This is a genomic window from Nocardioides pocheonensis, assembly GCF_003725535.1.
In the GTDB taxonomy this organism is placed as follows: Bacteria; Actinomycetota; Actinomycetes; order Propionibacteriales; family Nocardioidaceae; genus Marmoricola; species Marmoricola pocheonensis.
Window position 1 is genome coordinate 53,988 of the sequence record NZ_RJSF01000048.1, and the last position, 20,655, is coordinate 74,642.

Annotated in this window: 18 protein-coding genes; 5 read left to right on the forward strand and 13 right to left on the reverse strand. The window is 72.5% G+C overall.

The window, feature by feature from the left end; all coding sequences use genetic code 11:
- Positions 1 to 8: 8 nt before the first annotated feature.
- The 4 genes from EFL26_RS22650 to EFL26_RS22665 form a co-directional block, all read right to left on the reverse strand.
- Positions 9 to 1,643, reverse strand: a complete 1,635-nt coding sequence (locus tag EFL26_RS22650; RefSeq protein ID WP_123225200.1) for an FAD-dependent oxidoreductase — start codon at positions 1,641 to 1,643, stop codon at positions 9 to 11.
- A complete protein-coding gene (locus EFL26_RS22655) occupies positions 1,640 to 3,745 on the reverse strand; it encodes a molybdopterin oxidoreductase family protein (RefSeq protein WP_246000349.1) in 2,106 nt (701 codons plus the stop codon). Before EFL26_RS22655 ends, EFL26_RS22650 begins: the two co-directional genes overlap by 4 nt.
- A gap of 38 nt (positions 3,746 to 3,783) precedes the next feature.
- On the reverse strand, positions 3,784 to 5,349 hold the full coding sequence (locus EFL26_RS22660) for an MFS transporter (protein WP_123225202.1): 1,566 nt from the start codon (positions 5,347 to 5,349) through the stop codon (positions 3,784 to 3,786).
- 300 nt (positions 5,350 to 5,649) lie between these two features.
- Positions 5,650 to 6,585, reverse strand: a complete 936-nt coding sequence (locus EFL26_RS22665; protein WP_123225203.1) for a co-chaperone YbbN — start codon at positions 6,583 to 6,585, stop codon at positions 5,650 to 5,652.
- A gap of 107 nt (positions 6,586 to 6,692) precedes the next feature.
- Between EFL26_RS22665 and EFL26_RS22670 the strand changes: the two genes are divergently transcribed.
- Positions 6,693 to 8,831 (forward strand): sensor histidine kinase, encoded by a 2,139-nt coding sequence (locus EFL26_RS22670; protein ID WP_183408336.1) that lies wholly within the window; start codon positions 6,693 to 6,695, stop codon positions 8,829 to 8,831.
- 57 nt (positions 8,832 to 8,888) lie between these two features.
- Positions 8,889 to 11,009: an ATP-binding protein gene (locus EFL26_RS22675; protein ID WP_183408337.1), complete on the forward strand. Its 2,121-nt coding sequence runs from the start codon at positions 8,889 to 8,891 to the stop codon at positions 11,007 to 11,009.
- A gap of 9 nt (positions 11,010 to 11,018) precedes the next feature.
- On the opposite strand, the gene icmA is transcribed toward EFL26_RS22675, so the two are convergent.
- The 3 genes from icmA to EFL26_RS22690 form a co-directional block, all read right to left on the reverse strand.
- A complete protein-coding gene (icmA, locus tag EFL26_RS22680) occupies positions 11,019 to 12,719 on the reverse strand; it encodes a coenzyme B12-dependent isobutyryl-CoA mutase large subunit (protein WP_123225206.1) in 1,701 nt (566 codons plus the stop codon).
- Positions 12,720 to 12,894: 175 nt separating this feature from the next.
- Positions 12,895 to 13,380: a MarR family winged helix-turn-helix transcriptional regulator gene (locus EFL26_RS22685; protein WP_425464127.1), complete on the reverse strand. Its 486-nt coding sequence runs from the start codon at positions 13,378 to 13,380 to the stop codon at positions 12,895 to 12,897.
- Between the two features lie 9 nt (positions 13,381 to 13,389).
- Positions 13,390 to 14,034: a TetR family transcriptional regulator gene (locus EFL26_RS22690; protein ID WP_148046812.1), complete on the reverse strand. Its 645-nt coding sequence runs from the start codon at positions 14,032 to 14,034 to the stop codon at positions 13,390 to 13,392.
- Positions 14,035 to 14,095: 61 nt separating this feature from the next.
- Here EFL26_RS22690 and EFL26_RS22695 point away from each other — a divergent pair, with 61 nt between their 5' ends.
- Complete coding sequence (locus EFL26_RS22695) at positions 14,096 to 14,704, forward strand: class I SAM-dependent methyltransferase (RefSeq protein WP_123225208.1); 609 nt, start codon at positions 14,096 to 14,098, stop codon at positions 14,702 to 14,704.
- Here EFL26_RS22695 and EFL26_RS22700 read toward each other — a convergent pair.
- The 6 genes from EFL26_RS22700 to EFL26_RS22725 form a co-directional block, all read right to left on the reverse strand.
- Positions 14,694 to 15,224, reverse strand: coding sequence for a PH domain-containing protein (locus EFL26_RS22700; RefSeq protein ID WP_123225209.1), 531 nt, complete (start codon positions 15,222 to 15,224; stop codon positions 14,694 to 14,696). The two genes, EFL26_RS22695 and EFL26_RS22700, sit on opposite strands and share 11 nt — an antisense overlap.
- A 14-nt stretch (positions 15,225 to 15,238) precedes the next feature.
- On the reverse strand, positions 15,239 to 15,418 hold the full coding sequence (locus tag EFL26_RS22705) for a hypothetical protein (protein ID WP_123225210.1): 180 nt from the start codon (positions 15,416 to 15,418) through the stop codon (positions 15,239 to 15,241).
- A gap of 134 nt (positions 15,419 to 15,552) precedes the next feature.
- Positions 15,553 to 16,038 (reverse strand): VOC family protein, encoded by a 486-nt coding sequence (locus tag EFL26_RS22710; RefSeq protein WP_123225211.1) that lies wholly within the window; start codon positions 16,036 to 16,038, stop codon positions 15,553 to 15,555.
- On the reverse strand, positions 16,035 to 16,925 hold the full coding sequence (locus tag EFL26_RS22715) for an SDR family NAD(P)-dependent oxidoreductase (protein WP_183408338.1): 891 nt from the start codon (positions 16,923 to 16,925) through the stop codon (positions 16,035 to 16,037). The genes EFL26_RS22710 and EFL26_RS22715 overlap by 4 nt, the downstream gene beginning before the upstream one ends.
- A gap of 2 nt (positions 16,926 to 16,927) precedes the next feature.
- Positions 16,928 to 17,914 carry a methylmalonyl Co-A mutase-associated GTPase MeaB gene (meaB, locus tag EFL26_RS22720; protein WP_123225213.1) on the reverse strand — a complete coding sequence of 329 codons (987 nt, stop codon included), beginning with the start codon at positions 17,912 to 17,914 and terminating at the stop codon, positions 16,928 to 16,930.
- Positions 17,911 to 19,098, reverse strand: coding sequence for an acetyl-CoA C-acetyltransferase (locus EFL26_RS22725; protein WP_123225214.1), 1,188 nt, complete (start codon positions 19,096 to 19,098; stop codon positions 17,911 to 17,913). The genes meaB and EFL26_RS22725 overlap by 4 nt, the downstream gene beginning before the upstream one ends.
- A gap of 142 nt (positions 19,099 to 19,240) precedes the next feature.
- Here EFL26_RS22725 and mce point away from each other — a divergent pair, with 142 nt between their 5' ends.
- Positions 19,241 to 19,708, forward strand: a complete 468-nt coding sequence (gene mce / locus EFL26_RS22730) for a methylmalonyl-CoA epimerase (RefSeq protein WP_123225215.1) — start codon at positions 19,241 to 19,243, stop codon at positions 19,706 to 19,708.
- Between the two features lies 1 nt (position 19,709).
- Positions 19,710 to 20,564, forward strand: a complete 855-nt coding sequence (locus EFL26_RS22735) for an SDR family oxidoreductase (protein ID WP_246000350.1) — start codon at positions 19,710 to 19,712, stop codon at positions 20,562 to 20,564.
- Positions 20,565 to 20,655: the final 91 nt, after the last annotated feature.

Below are 20,655 nucleotides of genomic sequence, written 5' to 3' on the forward strand. Positions count from 1 at the left end.
GAGGCACCTTAGGAAGTCGATGGGGCGGTGATGTTTCGCTGTGTTACGTCCGTGCTACGGCCGCCTCCCAGCGGCGAGGTGGCGTCGGTGAGGGGGCGGTCCGCGGGCCCGGTGCCGGCGTCGGACAGCGGCGAGGCCGGGTCGCTGGCGTTGAGCCAGTCGACGAGTCCGCAGACCACGTCCTTGCAGCCGCCGCAGCCCGTGGTGGCTCGCGTCCGGCCGGCGATCGCCTCGACGGTGCCGGCACCTGCCTCCCAGGCGGCGACGATGTCCTTCTTCGACACGCCGTTGCAGCGGCACACGGTGGTCGACCCGGGCATGCGCACCGGCGAGGTGGACTCCTCGGCCCGGCCGCCGTCGGGCAGCAGCAGCGCCAGCGGGTCCACCGGCAGCGGGGTGCGCCGGTCGAAGGCGACGCTCAGCGTCGCGGAGACGTCGGCGGCGCCGAGACAGGTCACCCCGACCAGGGTCGGCTCGCCCCGGTCGTCGGGGCGCACCACCAGGTCGACGTGCCGGCGACCGGCGGGGTCGCTGAGCGTGATGACCCGGTCGGTGTCGCGCGCGGTCGAGGCGCGCACGCCCATCGTGACCAGGTCGACGCCCGCGGCCTTCAGGCGCACCGGCTCCTGGCTCGCCGCGGGGCCGGCGGTCTCGTCGGCCTCCTCGGCGTACGTCGGCTCGGTGAGCATCCGGGCGAGCTGCTCGGCCTGGCGCCATCCCGGCGCCAGCAGGCCGGGCATCCCGCCGGGTGCCTGCGCGCAGTCGCCGATGGCGTGCACGCGGGGGTCGGTGGAGGTCAGCGTCGCGTCCACCACCACGCCCCGGTCGACGTCGAGGCCGGCTCCACGGGCGAGCTCGACGTTGGCCCGGACGCCGCAGGACACGAGCATCAGGTCGGCGGCCACGATCCGGCCGTCGGTGAGCCGGACCGCCACCAGCTCGTCGTAGGCGCTGATCACCTCGGCCACGCTCGTGCCCGTGACCACGTCCACGCCGAGGTCGGCGAGCTGGGCGGCGAGCACGTGGGCGGCCGGTGCGTCGAGCTGGGTGGCCATGACGTGGGCGTCGAGGTCGACGACGGTGACCGGCACGCCGCGGCGGCGGAGCCCGCAGGCCGCCTCGAGACCCAGCACGCCACCACCGAGGACCACCGCGTGCTTGGCGTTGATCGCCCGTGCGGCGATGTTGCGGCAGTCGTCGAGCGTGCGGAGCACGTGGACGTGGCGCGGCTGGCCGCCCTCGTCGGACACACCGAGGCCGGGCACCGGCGGCACGAACGCGCGGGCGCCCGTGGCCAGGACCAGCCGGTCGTAGGGCCGCGTGCTGCCGTCCGAGAGGTGCACGACTCCGGACTCGCGGTCGATCGCCGAGGCCGCGACGCCGCGCCAGAACTGCACCCGCCCCGGGTCGGGCATCGGCAGCGAGATCGCCTTGAGGTCCGAGCGGCCGGCGAGCACGTCGGAGAGCAGGATCCGGTTGTACGGCTCGTACTCCTCCTCACCGACCAGCTCCACGGCGTACCGCTGGTCGCGGTCGCCTCGGACCAGCTCCTCGACGAAGCGGTGCCCGACCATGCCGGCGCCGATCACCAGGACCTTCTCGGGAGCCTGGCCAGAGGCCTTCTCGGGGGCATTGAGCGTCATGCGGGGATCTCCTCGGTGTCCGGTCGTGGAGCCTCATGGAGCGCCGTCGCCAGGTCGGCGCGCGCGACGGAGACGGCGCAGACCTTGAACTCCGGCATTCCGGAGATCGGGTCCGTGGCGTCGTTGGTGACGGCGTTGGCCATGCCCGCGCCGGGCCAGTGGAACGGCATGAACACGGTGTCCGGGCGGATCCCGGTCGTGATCCGTGCGCGGGCGACCGCGGTGCCGCGCGGCGACGTGACCGCCACGTCGTCGCCGTCGTCGACGGCGAGCCGCCGAGCCAGCTGGGGATGCAGCTCGACGAAGGGCTCGGCCGACGCCCGGTTGAGGGCGGCGACCCGGCGGGTCTGCGCGCCGGACTGGTAGTGCGCGAGCACCCGCCCGGTGATCAGGTAGACGGGTCGGTCCGGCTGCAGGTCGTCGGCGGGCGCCCCGGGGGTGGTGGCGACCATCCGCGCCCGGCCGTCGGGGTGCGCGAACCGCTCGGTGAACATCCGGGGCGTGCCGTCCGAACCGGCGGGGCACGGCCAGAAGAGCCCCTCCTCGACGGCGTCGAGACGTGCGTGCGACAGGCCGGAGTAGTCCGCGCGCCCGCCCGCGCTGGCCCGGGCGAGCTCGTCGAAGACGGTCGCCGGGTCGGTCTCGAAGGCTGCCGGGGAGTCGAGCAGACGCGCCAGGTCGGCGAGGATGTCGAGCTCGCTCCGGGCCTCACCCGGAGGGTCGAGCGCCTTCCGCCGCCGCAGCACCCGACCCTCCAGGTTGGTCATCGTGCCCTCCTCCTCGGCCCACTGGGTGACCGGCAGGACGACGTCGGCCAGCTGCGCGGTCTCCCCCGGCACGAAGTCGCAGACCACGAGGAGGTCGAGCTCGGAGATCCGGCGGCGCACGGCCAACGCGTCGGGAGCGCTGACCAGCACGTTCGCGCCGTGCACGAACAGCCCGCGGACCTCGCCGCCGAGCTTGCCGAGCAGCTCGACCGCGGGAACGCCCTTGCCGGGCAGCAGGTCGGGGTCGACCCCCCAGACGCCGGCCACGTGCGCGCGGGCCTCGGGGTCGTCGATCATCCGGTAGCCGGGCAGCTGGTCGGACTTCTGCCCGTGCTCGCGGCCACCCTGGCCGTTGCCCTGCCCGGTGAGGCAGCCGTAGCCGCTGGACCGGCGGCCCGGCAGGCCGAGGGCCAGCGCGAGGTTGATCGCGGCGGTCACGGTGTCGGTACCGTCGGTGTGCTGCTCGGCGCCGCGTCCGGTGAGCACCACCGCGCCGGCTCCTCCCCGGGCCGGCGAGGCGTCGGCGAGCAGGTGCGCAGCCCGGCGCAGCAGCGCCTCCGGTACGCCGGTCACGCGGGCGACCCGGTCGGGCCACCACAGCGCCACCGAGCGGCGTACGTCGTCCCAGCCGGTCGTGCGGGCCGCGAGGTACTCCTCGTCGGCGAGCCCGTCGGCGACGACGAGGTGCAGCAGCCCGAGCAGCAGCACCTGGTCGGTGCCCGGCAGTGCCCGCAGGTGCAGGCCGCCCGCACCGGTCGATTCCGCATCGGTCAGCGCGGCGGTCGCCGAGTGCCGGGGATCGACCACGACGAGGCCGCCCTTGGCCCGGACCGGGCCGAGGTGCTGGACCAGCGGCGGCATCGTGTCGGCGACGTTGCTGCCGACCAGCAGGACCGCGTCGGCGCCGGCGACGTCGGCGAGCGGGAACGGCAGCCCGCGGTCGACGCCGAAGGCCCGGTTGCCCGCGGCCGCTGCCGAGGACATGCAGAAGCGCCCGTTGTAGTCGATGTGCCGCGTGCGCAGGGCGACCCGGGCGAACTTCCCCAGCTGGTAGGCCTTCTCGTTGGTCAGACCGCCGCCGCCGAAGACCGCGACCGCGTCGTGACCGTGGGCGGCCTGGATGGCACGGACACGCGCCGCGACGTACGCGAGCGCCTCGTCCCAGCTCACCGGCTCCAGGTCGCCGGACTCACCGCGGACGAGCGGCCGCGTGATCCGGTCCGGCGCACGCAGCACGTCGGCGCTGGTCCACCCCTTCTGGCACAGCCCCCCGCGGTTGGTCGGGAAGTCCCGGGGCGTGACGCTGACCCCCTCCTCGGAGGGGGTCAGCGTCATCCCGCACTGCAGCGCGCAGTAAGGACAGTGGGTCCGCGTCACACGTGCTCCGCGGCCATCTCGGACTTCGGGCGCAGGTAGACGAACCAGGTCACCGACAGGCAGATCACGTAGAAGACCGTGAAGATCACGAACGCGCTCCGCACGGCGGCGACGGGGTCGGCGATCCAGGGGGAGCTGAACGTGATCGGGATCAGGAACCCGCCGAGGGCGCCGACGGCACCCACGATGCCCAGCACCGCCGAGGCCTCCTTGGTGGCCTTCCCCTCCGCGGCGATCCGGGCCGGCGAGCCGGCGGCGCCGGCCTTCTTCGCGTTCACCTTCCAGATCGCCGGGATCATCCGGTACGCCGAGCCGTTGCCGATCCCGGTCGCGGCGAACACGAAGAGGAAGCAGACCAGGAACCACGGGAACAGGTCGGAGTTGTGGTTCACCGCGGTGACCACCGCCGGCGGGAAGCCGGGGAAGCTCGACGGGTCCTTCGTCCAGGCCGCGATCTTCGCCGGGTCCGGGGCGGGCACGGTGTCGAGCTTCGACAGCGTGAGCAGCACTCCGAGCGTGCCGACGATCATGGCGGCGAACGACCCGAGCGTGACCTTCGCGCCGCCGTACTTGTCGGCCAGCCAGCCACCGAAGGGGCGGGCGATCGAGCCGACCAGGGCGCCGAGGAACGCGTAGTAGGCGAAGTTGATGCCGATCGAGGCGGTCGGGATCGGCGAGCGGAAGAAGTTGATCTTGATCAGCAGCGGCATCGCGGCGGAGTAGCCGATGAACGAGCCGAACGTGCCGATGTAGAGGAACGCCATCACCCAGGTGTGCTTGTACTTCACGACCGCCATCTGCTCGCGCGGCTTGGAGTACGCCGCGTGCAGGTTGTTCATGAAGAGGTAGGCGCAGACCGCGGCGAGCACGGCCAGGGCGGCGTAGAGGTAGCCGGCGCGCTGCAGCACGATGCCGCTCTGGCTGGCCTTCACCAGGCCGAAGGCGCCGGCGCCGCCGACGATGATCGGCAGGAAGAACTGGATCACCGCGACGCCAGCGTTGCCGCCGGCGGCGTTGAGGCCGAGCGCGGTCCCCTTCGCCCTGGTCGGGAAGAAGAAGTTGATGCTGGCCATCGACGAGGCGAAGTTGCCGCCGCCGAAACCGGCCGTCGCGGCGATCGCGATGAACACCCAGAACGGGGTGTCGGGGCGCTGCACGAAGAACGCGAACAGCATCGTCGGGATGACGAGCAGCAGGGCGCTGACGACCGTCCAGTTGCGACCGCCGAACTTCGGCACCGCGAAGGTGTAGGGCAGCCGCAGCAGCGAGCCGACCAGGTTGGGCACCGCCACCAGCCAGAACAGCTGCTGGGGGGTGAAGTTGAAGCCGACCTTGGCGAGCAGGGCTGCGCTCACGCTCCACAGCAGCCAGACCGAGAACCCGAGGTGCTCGGCAAGGATCGAGAAGATCAGGTTGCGACGGGCGACCGGCTTGCCGTACGACTCCCAAAAGTCGGGGTTCTCAGGCGTCCAGTGCTCGATCCAACCGCTTCGGGGGAGATGCGGGGGCGCGCTCTCGACTGTGGCCGACGAGGCGGCGGTCTCGGTCTCGGTGGCGGACATCAGGGCTCCTTGTGGTCACCGATCCTCGGGTGGATCGTGACCTGCAAGGTCTCAAGCCGATGTTTCGCAGCCGTCACGCGCGGCGTGACGCCGACGTAAACCGTTTCTCGCAGGCGCTGCGAGGAGCGCGTGAAGTGCGTGAGCCTGCTCACGTGGGCCGGGATCGGGTGAGAAGCGGCTGTAACACGGCGGTCGCCGGCTGCGGCGAATTCGCTACCCGAGTTGCGAAATCAACGCTCGCCACACCGAATCCGGTGTGAGAAGCGGCGAATTCACTACCGGGGTAGTGAATTCTGCGTCTCAGAACAGGGCGGACGCCAGGTCGCGGCGCGCGCGCTGCACCCGGGGATCGGCGTTCCCGACCGCGCCGAACAGGTCGATCAGGTGGGTGCGCGCCCGGTCACGGTCGGCGTCGGCGGAGCGGCGGACCAGCTCGATCAGGCGGTTGAACGCGTCGTCGACGTGGCCGCCGAGCAGGTCGAGGTCGGCGACCATGGTCTGGGCGTCTACGTCGTCGGGGTTCGCCGCGGCCGCGGCCCGGGCCGCGTTGAGGTCCACCCCGGCGGTGCGCTGCAGGACCTGGGCCATCGCGAGCCCGGCCGCGGCCTCGGCGTCGGCCGGGTTGGCGTCGACCAGCTTCTGGTACTCGGCCACCGCGGCGTCGATGTCGCCGCGCTCGAGGGCGTCCTGCGCCGGGGCGTACCGGGGGTCGAGGGTCTCCTCGCCGGTCTCGGCGTCGACCTCGCCCGCCCGGGGCTGGTGGCGGCCCGCGAAGCCGCTCGTGGCCAGCTGCTGGAGCACCTGCGTGATCGCGGTGCGCAGGTCGTCGATCGGCGCGGCAGCCTGGAGCAGCGGCATCGGCCGGCCCTGGGCGACCAGGAAGACGTAGGGCACCGAGGGCACCTGGACGGCCTGGGCGATCTGCGGGTGGGCGTCGACGTCGACGCGGCCGAGCAGGAAGCGGCCCTCGAACTCGTTGGACAGCGCCTGCAGGTCGTCGGCGAGGCGTGCGCTCTCGGGCGACCGCGAGGCGCTGTAGAAGGCCAGCAGCACGGCGGCGTTCATCGAGCCCTCGAGGACCGACTGGAAGTTCTGCTCGTCGACCTGCACCGTGTAGGCGCCGCTGACGCCGGGGCCGCCGGCGGACGCGGGCCCCGGCTGGAGCCCGGAGAGGTCCACGGCGCCCGGCCGCGAGAACGGGGTGGGACGTGCCTGGTCGGAGGGCTGCTGCGTCATGGATCCCATTGTGGCCGATCCCGGGTCGTGCCCGACCGCCGGTCCGCTCAGGCAGCAAACCGGGGCAAACCGTGGCTAATTGTCCGGGTCGCCCTGATACTGGAGGAGTGACCGGGCCGCGTGCCCGGACTCGGGACCGGGGGACCGTGAGCCTCGACGCGATGGGGGCGCCGGGGCCCTCCGGCGTGCCGTCCCGGTCCGGCCCGGCCGCCGTGACCCGCACACTCGCCTGGGCGGTCGCGTACGCCGCCACGACCTGGCTGGGCCTGCGTACCGTCTCCGACGGGTCGGGTTTCGCGATGGTCTGGCCCGCTTCCGGGGTGGCCCTGGCCTGGCTCGCGACCAGCTCCCCCGGTCGCCTGCGCGCGGTGGAGCTCACCCTGGTCGGAGTCATCGCCGGAGTGGGAGCGCACGGTCTCGATCCGTCCGGCTGGGCCGTCGTGAACGGCCTGCTCGGAGTGCCCCTGGGACTCGTCACCTTCCTCTTCCTCTCCCAGCTCTGGACGCCCGGGCTCTGGGGCACGGGCGGGACCGACGAGGTCGAGACGCTGCGCCACTACGGGCTGCTGGTCGCCGCCGCCGCGGCGGCGGGGCTCGTCGAGGTCCTGCTCGCGCTGGCCCTGCTGGTGCCCGAGCCCGGGTCGCCGGTCGAGCGCGCGGGTGAGATCGGGGTCACCCACACCGTCTCGATGGCCGCCGTCGGTGTGACCCTGCTCGTCATCGGCGGGTGGCTCGTCGCGCTGCCCACGAGGGGCGGGTCAGGCCGGCTGGGCTGCGTGCGCGCATCGATCAGACGGATCGACGTCCTGCTGGTCGCGGCCGGTCTCGGGGTCACCGTGCTGGTGTTCCTGGCCGGCTTCCTGTGGGTGACCGACGCGCCGGTGAGCTTCGTGCTGCTGATGGCGGTCGCCCTCGTCGGCATCCGGTACGCCGCGCCGCTCACCGGCGCCTACGCGCTCGCCGTCGTGGCCGCCGCCGCGTGGCTGACGACCGAGGGGTACGGCCCCGTCGCCGCCCTCCCCGAACCGCACCGGCGCGCGCTCGCGTTCGGTGTCTTCACGCTCACGCTGCTGGGGACCGGCCTGACGATCGCTCTCAGCCGTCGTGAGCGCGACGTGACCATCGGGCGACTGCGGGAGTCCGAGCACGCGGCGGAGGTGCTCGCCGACGACCTGACCCTGGTGCTGGCCAACCTCGAGGAGGGGGTGGCCGTGGTCGAGGAGAGTGGCCGGTTCCTGCTGGGCAACCCCGCCGTGACCCGGCTGCTGGCCCCGCTGCACTTCCACACGAAGAAGGACGCGCCTCCGGACGCCCACCGGCTCACCGACGCCCAGGGACGAGCGCTCGGGGACGCCGACATGCCGCACACGCGCGCGTTCGCGGGCGAGGGCGAGGTCCACGAGGTCGTCCACCTGGCCCGGCCGGGCCGTCCGGCCGACCGCATCTACGACGTCTCCGCACGCCTGCTCCCCCAGATCCGGGACACCGACCCCAGGCGGGCGGTCACCACCATCCGCGACGTGACCGAGGAGCAGCAGCAGCGCACCGCGCTCACGGCGTTCGCGCAGGTGGTCGCGCACGACCTCCGCAGCCCGCTCACCTCGGTGGAGCTCTGGGCGGCCGAGCTGCTCGAGGCGCTCGACGCCGGGCCGGTCGACCCGGACACGGCCCGGATGATGCTCCGCCACGTCGAGTCGGCGACCGGGCGGATGCAGAACTTCATCTCCGACCTGCTCGCCTACGCGCTGGCCCGTGACCAGGCCCCGAACCCGTCGCACGTCGAGCTCGAGGACGTGCTCGACGCCGTGGTGGAGACCACCGCAGTGGTCGAGGGCGTCCAGCCGCGCGTGCACTACGGAGACCTCCCGGCGGTGTGGTGCGACCCTGTCCTCCTCCCGCAGGTGTTCGACAACCTGATCGGCAACGCCCGCAAGTACGTCGACCCCGGCGTCGTGCCCGATGTGCGAGTCGAGGCCGAGGCGGACGACGGCTGGGTGCGCGTCCGCGTGGTCGACAACGGGATCGGGATCGCCCCCGAGGACCGGGAGCGCATCTTCGACACCTTCGAACGCGCTCGCGCTACCGAGTACGAGGGCACCGGCCTCGGCCTGGCGATCTGCCGGCACATCGTGGAGCGCCACGGCGGGACCATCGCCGTGACCACGCCGGCCGGGACCTCCGGGACGCAGATCGAGCTCACCCTGCCGGCCACCAAGGAGACGTTCGCGCAGGCGACGGTCATGTGACCGACCGAACCCCGCCATAACGGCGTACAGCGGGGCGACATGCCTCAAGATGGACATATGGATCGCGCCCCTGCGACCTCGCCGATGCCGCCGCCTGCCCGACGGCTGCTGCGTGTTGCCCTCGGCACGGTGCTCTTCGTGGCATTCGGCTTCCTCGGGCGCCTCACCGTCATCGACGAGACCTCGCTGAGCCTGATCTGGCCCGCGGCCGGCGTCGCGGCGCTCTGGCTGTCGACCGGCGACCGCCGCACCTGGCCCACCGACTTCGCAGCCCTGGCGGTCGCGAGCTTCGGGGTGAACGTCGTCACCGGCGCCTCGGTGCCGGCGGGCCTCGGTTTCGCGGCCTCGAACACCCTCCAGGTCGCGCTCTTCGTGCTCCTCACGCGGCGCTGGACCACTGACGTGTGGGGCCTCGGCGGCCACGTCCCGCTGCACCGGCTGGCCGACCTCGGCAGGCTCGTGGCCATCTCCGCGCTCGCCTGCCTGGCCGGAGCGCTCACCGGCGCCCTGGCCCTCTGGGCCGCGCACGCCGACTTCGCCCCGATCAGCGTGGCCGTCTGGTGGGGCCGCAACTCCGTGAGCATGGTCGTGATCACGGTCTTCGGCCTGATCGCCGGGCCTCCGCTCTTCGCCGCCACCGGCGCGAAGGACCTCGCCCGGATCCTGTACGACGCCGCGCGCGCCCGCACCCTCGCCCGACTGGTCGAGGCCGAGCTCCTCGTCGCCACCACGGTCGGCCTGTACGCCGCGATCTTCGGCGAGCGCACGGCGGAGCCGCTGTCGTTCCTCGTGCTGTCCGTGTCGATCTGGGCCGGCCTGCGGTTCACGCCGACGGCGGTCATGGTGCACGGCCTCGCGATCGGCGCCGCCGGCCTGCTGTTCACGCTCAACGGCCTCGGGCCGCTCGCCGACATCCACTCCCCGCACTACCGCGCCCTGGTGGCGCAGGTGTTCATGGCGACGACCGTGCTGACCGGGCTGGCCCTCGCCTTCAGCCGGGTCGAGCGCGACCAGGCGACGCGGCACCTCCGCCAGGCCCGACGCGAGTCCGACGAGCGCACTCGCCTGCTCCGCGCGGTCCTGGACTCGATGAACGAGGGCCTCGTGGTGGTCGAGGAGGGCGGCCGGATCGTGCTCACCAACGCCGCCACCCCCATCCTGCTCGGCATCGAGGACCTGCATCGCAGCCTGCGCCCGGCGGCGACGTACGGGCTGTACCACGCGGACGGCACGCCGCTGTCCGACGACGACCTCCCGGGTCTGCGGACCCTCGACGGCGAGGCGGTGCCGCCGGCCGACTTCCACCTGCGCGCCGACGCGGTGCCCCAGGGCCGGGTGCTGGAGATCGGTGTGGAGCCGCTTCCCCAGCTGAACCCCGACGACCGGCCGCTGGCGATGATCAACATCCGCGACGTCACGCTCGACCGCCAGCACCGCGATGCGCTGGCGTCCTTCGCGGGCGTCGTCGCGCACGACCTGTTCAACCCCCTGACCGTCGTCTCCGGCTGGGCGGAGGCGCTCGAGGAGGAGCTCGCCGACGGAGCCGTCACCGCCGACGTCGGCATGCCGATGGTCCGGCACCTGCAGGACGCGGCGAACCACATGCGCCACGTGATCGGGGACCTGCTGGCCTACACGGTGGCGCGCGACCAGTCGCTGCGCCCCGGCCCCGTCGACCTGACCGCCGAGATCCGCGCGCTGGCACGGCTGCGCGAGGAGGGTCCCGAGCCGCCGATCATCTCGGTCGCGCCCGCGATGGAGGTGTGGGCCGATCCCGTCCTCGCCCGCCAGCTCTTCGACAACCTCCTGGGCAACGCGGTCAAGTACGTCGCGCCGGGAGTGCGCCCGCGCGTCGACGTGCGCGGCCACCGCGACCACGACTGGCTCGAGGTGCGCGTGACCGACAACGGGATCGGGATCCCCGACGACCAGCGCGACCTGGTCTTCGAGACCTTCCACCGCGCGCACCGGGACGGCTACCAGGGCACCGGGCTCGGCCTGGCGATCTGCCGCCGGATCGCCGACCGGCACGGCGGCTCGATCCATGCCGAGCAGGGCCCCGACGGCCTGGGCACCACCTTCGTGGTCAGGCTGCCTGCGAACGCAGCCGGCTACGCCAAGGCGGCCCAGCCTTTGCGCGCCGCTCCGACCCCGTCGCCGGAGGAGCAGTCGGCCTGAGCCTCGGCGTCAGAACCGGGCCGGCTCGCGGTACTCGCCCCACTCGGCCCGGAGCACGTCGCAGATCTCCCCGAGCGTGGCCTCCACACGAGCGGCGTCGAGCATCGCGGGGATCATGTTCTCCTCGGTGCGCGCCACCTCGAGGAGCCGGGCCAGCGCGCGCTCGACCGCCTCGGCGTCACGCTCCTCCTTGCGCGCCTTCAACGCGCGCACCTGCTCGACCTCGACCTCGTGGGAGACCCGGAGGATCTCCAGCTCGGTGGTGACCGAGTCGGTGTGGACATTGACGCCGACGACCTTCTTGTCACCCTTCTCCAGCGCCGTCTGGTACTGGAAGGCGGCCTCCGCGATCTCGGACATGAACCAGCCGTCCTCGATGCCGCGCAGCAGGCCGCGGGTGATGGGGCCTGCCTCCTTCGACGCAGCTCCACGCCGGGTGGCCTCGGCGAGGCCGTCGACGTCCGCCGAGGTGAGCGAGGACCCGCCCATCGCGAGGATCTTGTCGAAGATCGCGGTCGCCTCCGCCTCCATCCGGTCGGTCAGCGCCTCGACGTACCAGGAGCCGCCGAGCGGGTCGGCGACGTTGACCACACCGGTCTCCTCCATGATCACCTGCTGGGTGCGCAGCGCGATCTCCGCGGCCTGCTCGCTGGGCAGGGCGAGGGTCTCGTCGAGGGCGTTGGTGTGCAGCGAGTTGGTGCTGCCGAGCACGGCCGCGAGCGCCTCGACGGCGGTGCGCACCACGTTGTTGTAGGGCTGCTGCGCGGTCAGCGACACCCCGGCAGTCTGGGTGTGGAACCGCAGCCACTGCGCCTTCTCGGTCTGCGCGCCGTAGACGTTGCGCATCCACGTCGCCCAGATCCGGCGGGCGGCCCGGAACTTCGCGATCTCCTCGAAGAAGTCCAGGTGGCTGTCGAAGAAGAAGCTCAGCCCCGGCGCGAAGACGTCGACGTCGAGGCCGCGCGACAGCCCGAGCTCGACGTACCCGAAGCCGTCGGCCAACGTGAAGGCGAGCTCCTGCGCGGCCGTCGAGCCGGCCTCGCGGATGTGGTAGCCGGAGACCGAGAGCGGCTTGTACGCCGGGATGCCCGCGGCGCAGTACTCCATCAGGTCACCGATCAGGCGCAGGTGCGGCTCCGGGCCGAACAGCCACTCCTTCTGCGCGATGTACTCCTTGAAGATGTCGGTCTGCAGCGTGCCGTTGAGGACGCCGGGGTCGACCCCCTGGCGCTCGGCCGCGACCAGGTACATGCAGAAGATCGGCACCGCGGGCCCGCTGATCGTCATCGAGGTGGTCACCTCGCCGAGCGGGATCCCGTCGAAGAGCACGTCCATGTCGGCGGCCGAGTCGATCGCGACGCCGCAGTGGCCCACCTCGCCCAGCGACCTGGGGTCGTCGGAGTCGCGGCCCATCAGCGTGGGCATGTCGAAGGCCACGCTGAGGCCGCCGCCACCGCGGCCGAGGATCATCTTGTAGCGCTCGTTGGTCTGCCGGGCGTTGCCGAACCCCGCGAACTGACGGATCGTCCAGGTGCGGCCGCGGTTGCCGGACGGGTACAGCCCGCGGGTGAAGGGGTACTCCCCCGGCCACTCGCCGTCGTCGGTGCCGTACGCCGGCTCGACCTCCGCGCCCGACAAGGTGGTGAAGTCGGCCTCGCGGACCCGCGCTGCGGCGTACCGCTCCTGCCAGCGCTCGCGTGCGGTGCTCATGCACTCGATACTAGGACGTCCTAATATCCGGGCCAAGGGAACCGTTCCAGGACGCGTGGCGACGCCGGCAGTCGAGGTTTCGAGACGGTTGAGGCACCCCTCTCTTCGTTCGGGCGTGCCTCACCCTCCTCAACCTGATTCGCCAGCAAGCCTTCGCAAGTTCAGGCTTGGCGAATCAGAAGTCGCCGGCGGCCTTGCGCACGGGACGCAGCAGCTCCGAGAGCGCCCGCAGGCCGGCCTCGTCGAGGGCGCCGAGACCGAAGTCCGCGCCGACCAGGTCGGCCGTCGAGCGCTCGACCAGGTCGCGCCCGGCCGGCGTGATCTCCGCGAGCACGGCGCGCCCGTCGTCGGGGTGCGGGCGGCGCACGACCAGGCCGGCCTGCTCGAGCCGGTCGACGATCGAGGTCACCGAGGTCGGGTGCACCTGGAGCCGCTCACCCATCTTGCCCAGCGGCAGCGAGCCCCGCGAGGAGAACGTGAGCAGCACCAGCGCCTCGTAGCGCGCGAAGGTCAGGCCGTGCGGCTTGAGGATCGCGTCGAGGCGTCCGAGCACGAGCTGCTGCACCCGCATCAGCGACGTGACCGCGTGCATCTGCGGTACGCCGCGCCAGTGCTTCGCCCACTGGGCGGCGGCTTCGTCGATCGGGTCGAAGGGCAGCACGCGGAGAATCTACGGCAGGAGGGCCGCCTCGAGCGTCGAGTGGACCCAGGCGTGGTACCGCGCGTGGTCCCAGCCGAGCTCGTCGACCAGCAGCCGGTGCACGTCGGGACCCGTGACGGTCCAGACCGTGACGGCCGCCTCCTCCTCGCCGAGACCGGGGCGCAGCGGGCCGTTCGCCCGGAGCCAGCCGACGAACGTGCGCAGGTTCCTGAGCCGTTCCTCGTGCATCTCGGCGCGCTTGGCGGCGAGCACGGGGTCGACCTCACCTGCCGAGCGGATCACGTCGTCGACGGGGCGCGCGCGACTGGTGCGCCCGGCGATGTCCTCGGCGAACAGGGCTAGCTGACGCCGCTGGTCGGTCTCCTCGCGCACCTGCCGGGGCTTGTCCTGGTCGAGCACGACCGGGGCGCCGTACCGACCCGTGACCGCGAAGTTCAGGACCTCCACCACCAGGCCGCGCTTGTTGCCGAACAGCTTGTAGACCAGGTCCTCGCTCACGCCCGCCGCCGCAGCGACCGAGGCGACCGGGGTGCGGGCGTACCCGTCGGCCAGGAACATCCGGTGCGCCTCGCGCAGGATCGCCTCCCGGTTCGCCCGCGCGCGCTCGGCGCGCAGCGGTGACCGGTAGGGCCGGCTCTTGACAGGTTCGCTCATCGGGATCACTGTAGGGCATATTCATTCGGGTATTACCCGATCCAATTCAGGAGGCATCACCATGTCCGTCGGCTACCAGCTCGCCTACCGCCTCAACGTCACTCCGTGGGAGCGCGCCGGACGTGAGGCGTCGGTCCAGTTCACCGGGTTGCTCGCCCGCGAGGAGGCCGACCGCACTCCTCCGTGGGGTCGCGCGCTGGACCTCGGCTGCGGCACCGGGAGCCACACCGTCGAGCTCGCGGAGCGGGGCTGGAGCGCCACCGGCCTCGACGCCGTCGAGCTGGCCGTCGAGCGCGCTCGCCGTCGCCCGGGAGCCGAGACGGCCCGTTTCGTCGTCGGCGACGTGACCCGGCTCGAGGAGGCGGGGGTCGAGGGCGAGGTCGACTTCTTCCTCGACGTCGGGTGCTTCCACGGGCTCGACGACGACCAGCGGGCCGCGATGGGCCGGGGAGTCACCGCGCTCGCCGCGCCCGACGCGACGTTGCTGCTGCTCGCGTTCCGACCGAACGGCCGGCCGCTGCTCCCCCGGGGCGCCGGGGAGGCCGACGTCACCCGGGCACTGCCGGGCTGGAAGGTCCTCGACGTCACGGCCGCCGACACGAGCGGCATGCCGAAGCCGCTGCGCTCGACCGCGCCGCAGTGGTTCCGGTTGCAGCGCCTCAGCCGCTGAGCCGGGGCGCGCCGCGCAGCCCGGCCCGCTGGACGACCCGCTGGATGGCCAGGTCGCGCGCGTCGGGGCTGCCCACGAAGCGGATGTCGCGCAGGCCCTGGTCCTGCGCCGCGGACTCGAAGGTGAAGTGCCCGTAGCCCAGCAGCCGCCCGGTCATCGGCTTCACCACGGTGATGTCGAGGATCCGGCCGAGCGGCATCGTCGCCAGCGACCGGGCGAGGACGCCCTTGACCCGGAACACCCGCATGTTCGTGATCACGAAGCGGTCCATGTTCGCCGCCAGCGCGCGCCAGCCGGCCCAGCTGAGCAGGCCCAGCCCGATCACGAGCGGCAGCCAGGCCACCGACACCGACGAGACCAGGAACAGCCCGAGGAACCCGACCCCGACCACGGCGATCAGCGCCGGCACGACGTACACGACCCAGTGCTTGCACACCTCGTCGACGATCACCTCGCCCTCGTCGCGCAGCAGGTGCCGCCCGATCTGGGGATCGACCAGGAACCGCGGCAGCCAGGCCATGGGGCGACCGCCGGTCAGGACTTGAAGGAGTTGATGAAGTCGATGAGGGCGGCGAACAGCGTGGTCAGCGCCTGCCAGAGCGCGCCGGCGCCGTCCTTGGTCGTCTGCGCGAGGCCGCTGGGATCGGTGAACATGTAGAACCCGATGAACACCACGACGAGCACGGCCATGCCCTTCTTGAGGACGCCTGTCATCGTCAGCTCCGATCGTCGTCTGCCGTGCGGCCGAGAGCAGGGGGAAGCGCGCGCACGTCGAGCACCTTTCTACCAACGATCGAGGTGCCCGCCACGGAGGCGCGCCCGGCGGGTCGCCCGCTCCGCCGCGAGGCTCAGGCGCGCCGGATCGCCTCGAAGAACGCCGCCATCTCGGGGCCGATCCGGGCGAGCTCGACGTACGGCGCACCGGCGGACGACCCGTCGACGTAGGCGAACTCCATCGCACCGTCCATCATCGAGCCGGCCTGCACGACCTGCAGCCCGGACGCCTCGGCGCGGCTCCGGGCCGCGGCCAGGTCGTCGACCTCGAAGCAGACGTGGTGCAGGCCCGGGCGGTTCTCGGCGAGGAAGTCGGTGTAGATCGACTCCCCGGAGACCGGCTGGATCAGCTCGAGCTGGAGGTCGCCGAGGTAGGCGAGCGAGACGTGCACGGTGAAGTCGGCCGGCTCCCCGCGGTAGGTGCAGTGCTCCGGGCCGAAGCGCACGTCGGGGATGCGCGTCCACGCCCCGCTGCCGAACTGCTCGCGCAGCAGCGTCTCGGTCGCCTCGAGGTCGTCGGTCACCCAGGCGACCTGCGTGATCGGTCCGGACGCGATCATCGCGTCTCGGTCAGCCAGGCGTCGGTCCGCTCCCAGAGCTGCTGTGCCGCCACGACGTCAAGCGCGTCGACGGACGGCTCCGCCGGGGCGCAGTCGCGGAAGTAGCCGTGGCGCACGTCCGGGTCGGCGACGCAGTGCAGGGTGGTCTGGGCACCCTGCTCCGGGGTGAGCAGGATCCTGCGCTCGAGCGGCGCGGCGAGTGCGCGGAGCCGCCCGAGCACCGGGCTGGTCTCCAGCCCGTGGTCGGCGATGTGGGTGAAGACGGAGCCCGGATGCACCGAGCACGCCCGCAGGCCCCGGTCGCCGTGCCGCCGGTACAGCTCGGCGGCGTCGTGGACGAGTGCCAGCTTCGAGGTGCCGTACGCCGCCCATGAGTCGTAGGGCTCGACGCCGTCGTGGAGGGCGACGTTCGACCCGCGCCGGTGCAGCTTCGAGACGACGTGCACGACGCGCGCCTCGCCGCCGTCGTCGGCCCGCGCGAGCAGGGCGGGCAGCAGCAAGCGCGTGAGCTGGACGGTGCCGAGGTAGTTCGTGCGCCAGTGGATCTCGTGGCCGTCCACCAGCGGGGGCTCGGTCCAGGTCGAGCGCAGGTCGAGGTGGATTCCGGCGTTGTTGACCAGGGTGTCGAGGCGGCCGTCGTACCGGTCGAGGAGCCAGGCCGCAAAGGCGTCCACCGAGTCGCGGTCGGCAAGGTCGAGCGGGTGCCAGGCGACGGCGTCGCCGAGGGGGGCCGGTACCGGTGCCGACCGGGTGGTCACCACGACCTCGGCGCCCCAGTCGGCCAGGATCCTGGCGGTCGCGAGCCCGATCGAGCCGCGCCCGGCGCCGGTGACCACGACGGTCCGGCCGGTCAGGTCGCGCGGGGTCGCGACGGCGGCTCTGGGCACGGTCAGTCCCCGATGCCCGCGAGCAGCTCGTCGGCGGCGGCGTACGGGTCGGTCCGGCCGGCGACCACCTGCTCGGCCAGGTCGTCCAGCTCGGTGCGGGCGTGCACGTCGCCCCACCGCTCGCGCAGCGAGGTCACGGCGATCGCCTCGATCTCCTCGCGCGCGCGGCGCAGGCGACGGGCCTCGAGCTGGCCGGACGAGCGCAGGTGCGCAAGGTGCGCGTCGAGGGCGGCGATCACGTCGTCGACTCCCTCGCCGGTCATCGCGACGGTCTTGACGATCTCGGGCTTCCAGGCGCCCTCCGGCCGCTCGGCCAGGGACAGCATCGAGCGCAGCTCGCGGCGGACCTGGTCGGCGCCGTCGCGGTCGGCCTTGTTGATCACGTAGACGTCGCCGATCTCGAGGATCCCGGCCTTGGCCGCCTGGATCCCGTCGCCCATGCCGGGCGCGAGGAGGACCAGCGTCGTGTCGGCCATCGAGGCGATCTCGACCTCGCTCTGCCCGACCCCGACGGTCTCGACGAGGATCACGTCGCAACCGGCCGCGTCGAGCACGCGCAGCGCCTGGGGCGCGGCCCAGGACAGGCCGCCGAGGTGGCCGCGCGAGGCCATCGACCGGATGTAGACCTCGGGGTCGAGGGCGTGGTCCTGCATCCGGATGCGGTCACCGAGGAGCGCACCACCGGAGAACGGCGAGGACGGGTCGACCGCCAGCACGCCGACGCGCTTGCCCTGCTTGCGCAGCGCCCCGACGAGCGCGTTCGTCGAGGTGGACTTCCCGACCCCGGGCGAGCCGGTGATCCCCACGATGTGGGCGCCGCCGTCGGTGCGCTCCGCGGCGGCCTTGCCGAGCCCGGCCATCACCTCGCGCAGCAGCGGCGAGGCGTCCTCCACCAGGGAGATCAGCCGGGCGACGGAACGGGCGTCCCCGGCCCTGGCCTTCTCGACCAGTCCGGGGACGTCCGCAGTCGACCTACGGCGAGTGCTCAAGCTTGAGGCACGCGCACGATCAGGGCGTCGCCCTGGCCGCCGCCGCCGCACAGCGCGGCCGCGCCGATGCCGCCACCGCGGCGCTTGAGCTCGTTGGCGAGGGTCAGCACGATGCGGGTGCCCGACATGCCGACCGGGTGGCCGAGGGCGATCGCGCCGCCGTTGACGTTGACGACGTCGTCGGAGATGCCCAGCTCCTTCGATGACTGCAGCCCGACCGCGGCGAAGGCCTCGTTCAGCTCGAACAGGTCGATGTCGGAGACGGCGATGCCCTCCTTGGCGGCCGCAGCCTTGATCGCGTTGGCCGGCTGCGACTGCAGCGTGGAGTCCGGGCCGGCGACCTGGCCGGAGGCACCCACCTCGGCGAGCCAGGTCAGGCCGAGCTCCTCGGCCTTGGCCTTGCTCATCACGACCACGGCGGCTGCGCCGTCCGAGATCTGCGAGGAGGAGCCGGCGGTGACGGTGCCGTCCTTGGAGAACGCCGGGCGCAGGCCGGCCAGCGACTCCGGCGTGGTGTCGGCGCGGACGCCCTCGTCGGTGGTGATCTCGACGTCACCCTTCCGGGTCTTGATCACGACCGGCACGATCTCGTCGTCGAACAGGCCGTCCTTGATCGCGCGGGCGGCGCGCTGGTGGCTCTCGGCGGAGAAGATGTCCTGCTCCTCGCGGGTGAGCCCGTCGGAGACCTTGTTGCGCTCCTCGGTGAGCAGGCCCATCGCCTGCGCGGTGAGCTGGTCGTAGAGGGCGTCGTAGGCCATCGAGTCGACCAGGGCGACGTCGCCGTACTTGAAGCCCTCGCGGGACTTCGGCAGCAGGTGCGGCGCGTTGGTCATCGACTCCATGCCACCGGCGACGACGATCTCGTGCTCTCCCGCGCGGATCAGCTGGTCGGCGAGCGCGATCGCGTTGATCCCGGAGAGGCACACCTTGTTGATCGTGATCGAGGGGACGTTCAGCGGGATGCCCGCCGCGTTCGCCGCGCTGCGCGCAGGGTTCTGGCCGTTGCCGGCCTGGATCACGTTGCCCATGATCACGTAGTCGACCTGGTCACCGGAGACACCGGCCTTCTCCAGCGCGCCCTTGATCGCGACTCCACCGAGGTCGGCCGCGGACAGGTCCTTGAGCCCGCCGAGCAGACGGCCGATGGGCGTGCGCGCACCGGCGACGATGACAGATCCGGACATGGGGCTCCTCCTGGAAGTTAGCGGTGAGTCACCACGACAGTACCCAGCATCGCGGCGCTCGGGGAGGGGTCTCATCGCCCCGGAAGTGTCGCCGTCGTCACACCCCGTTGAGGCCCCGACCGGTGTGCACGAGGATGAGCCCATGTCGACCTCTGCGCCCCTGGACGTCCCCGCCCACCTGTTCGTCTGCATCGACCACGCCGGTGTGGCGGTCCCCGACCTGGACGCCGCGATCGAGCTGTACACCACGGCGTTCGGCATGACGCTGGTGCACGAGGAGACCAACGAGGAGCAGGGGGTCCGCGAGGCGATGATGAGCGTCGGCGGCGACGCCGACCCCACCGGCGCGTGCATCCAGCTGCTCGCACCGCTCAACGAGGAGTCCACGATCGCGAAGTTCCTGGACCGCTCCGGGCCGGGCCTGCAGCAGCTCGCCTACCGGGTGCGCGACCTCGACGAGGTCTCCTCGATCCTGCGCGAGCGCGGGCTGCGCCTCCTGTACGACGCACCGCGGCGCGGCACCGCGAACAGCCGGATCAACTTCGTCCACCCCAAGGACGCCGGCGGCGTGCTGGTCGAGCTGGTCGAGCCCTCCGCAGAGGGGCACTGACGTGGGCCCGGTGACCGGCGGGCCGACGGGCGCCCTGGTCACCGGCGGCGGCAGGGGTCTCGGCGCCCGCATCGCCGAGCTGCTCGCCGCGCGCGGTCACGTCGTGCACGTGACCGATCTCGACGGCGACGCCGCCCGCGCGACGGCCGACCGCATCGGTGGGTCGGCGTACTCCTCGGCGCTCGACGTCCGCGACGCCGAGGCCTGCGAGGCGGCAGCGCGCACGACGGCCGAGCGGGCCGGCCGCCTCGCCGTCTGGGTCAACAACGCAGGAGTCCTCGTCACCGGACCGGCGTGGACCAACACCGCCGAGCAGCGGCAGCTGATGCTCGACGTCAACGTCGGCGGTGTCATGAACGGCACCGTCGCGGCGATCGGGCAGATGCGCGACCACGGCGGCGGGCACGTGGTGAACATCGCCTCGCTTGCCGGCCTCGTCGCCGTGCCGGGCGAGACGGTGTACTCGGGCACCAAGCACGCGGTGATGGGCTTCAGCCTCAGCACCCAGGCGGACCTGCGGCGGGCGAAGGTGCGCGACGTCCGGATCAGCTGCATCTGCCCCGACGGGATCTGGACGCCGATGCTGCACGACCGGCTCGACGACCCCGAGGCGGCCCTCTCCTTCACCGGGCGCCTGCTCGCGGTCGACGAGGTCGCGGCGGCCGTCGACCGGGTCCTGGACCGACCGCGCCAGGTGACCGCCGTGCCGCGGTGGCGGGGGACACAGGTCCGGCTGCTCGACGCGATGCCCGGGCTCGCCGTCCGCGCGCTCCCCCTGGTGGTGCTCCAGGGCCGGCGCACCCAGCGCCGGCTGCAGCGCAAGGGGCTGCCCGCGCGGCTGCGGGAGCCCCGGTGAGAGGGGCCCAGTGAGACGTCGCGCACACGAACAACTACAGCAAGCAACCCGTGGGTAACATCCCCGGGCAAGCCGCCAAGACCTTCCATGA

Excerpts from the sequence above, each read along its gene's own strand:
- EFL26_RS22650 (WP_123225200.1), bottom strand. The coding sequence starts at position 1,643 with ATGACGCTCAATGCCCCCGAGAAGGCCTCTGGCCAGGCTCCCGAGAAG.
- EFL26_RS22655 (WP_246000349.1), bottom strand. The coding sequence starts at position 3,745 with ATGACGCTGACCCCCTCCGAGGAGGGGGTCAGCGTCACGCCCCGGGAC.
- EFL26_RS22660 (WP_123225202.1), bottom strand. The coding sequence starts at position 5,349 with ATGTCCGCCACCGAGACCGAGACCGCCGCCTCGTCGGCCACAGTCGAG.
- EFL26_RS22665 (WP_123225203.1), bottom strand. The coding sequence starts at position 6,585 with ATGACGCAGCAGCCCTCCGACCAGGCACGTCCCACCCCGTTCTCGCGG.
- EFL26_RS22675 (WP_183408337.1), top strand. The coding sequence starts at position 8,889 with ATGGATCGCGCCCCTGCGACCTCGCCGATGCCGCCGCCTGCCCGACGG.
- icmA (WP_123225206.1), bottom strand. The coding sequence starts at position 12,719 with ATGAGCACCGCACGCGAGCGCTGGCAGGAGCGGTACGCCGCAGCGCGG.
- EFL26_RS22690 (WP_148046812.1), bottom strand. The coding sequence starts at position 14,034 with ATGAGCGAACCTGTCAAGAGCCGGCCCTACCGGTCACCGCTGCGCGCC.
- EFL26_RS22695 (WP_123225208.1), top strand. The coding sequence starts at position 14,096 with ATGTCCGTCGGCTACCAGCTCGCCTACCGCCTCAACGTCACTCCGTGG.
- EFL26_RS22700 (WP_123225209.1), bottom strand. The coding sequence starts at position 15,224 with ATGGCCTGGCTGCCGCGGTTCCTGGTCGATCCCCAGATCGGGCGGCAC.
- EFL26_RS22705 (WP_123225210.1), bottom strand. The coding sequence starts at position 15,418 with ATGACAGGCGTCCTCAAGAAGGGCATGGCCGTGCTCGTCGTGGTGTTC.
- EFL26_RS22710 (WP_123225211.1), bottom strand. The coding sequence starts at position 16,038 with ATGATCGCGTCCGGACCGATCACGCAGGTCGCCTGGGTGACCGACGAC.
- EFL26_RS22725 (WP_123225214.1), bottom strand. The coding sequence starts at position 19,098 with ATGTCCGGATCTGTCATCGTCGCCGGTGCGCGCACGCCCATCGGCCGT.
- mce (WP_123225215.1), top strand. The coding sequence starts at position 19,241 with ATGTCGACCTCTGCGCCCCTGGACGTCCCCGCCCACCTGTTCGTCTGC.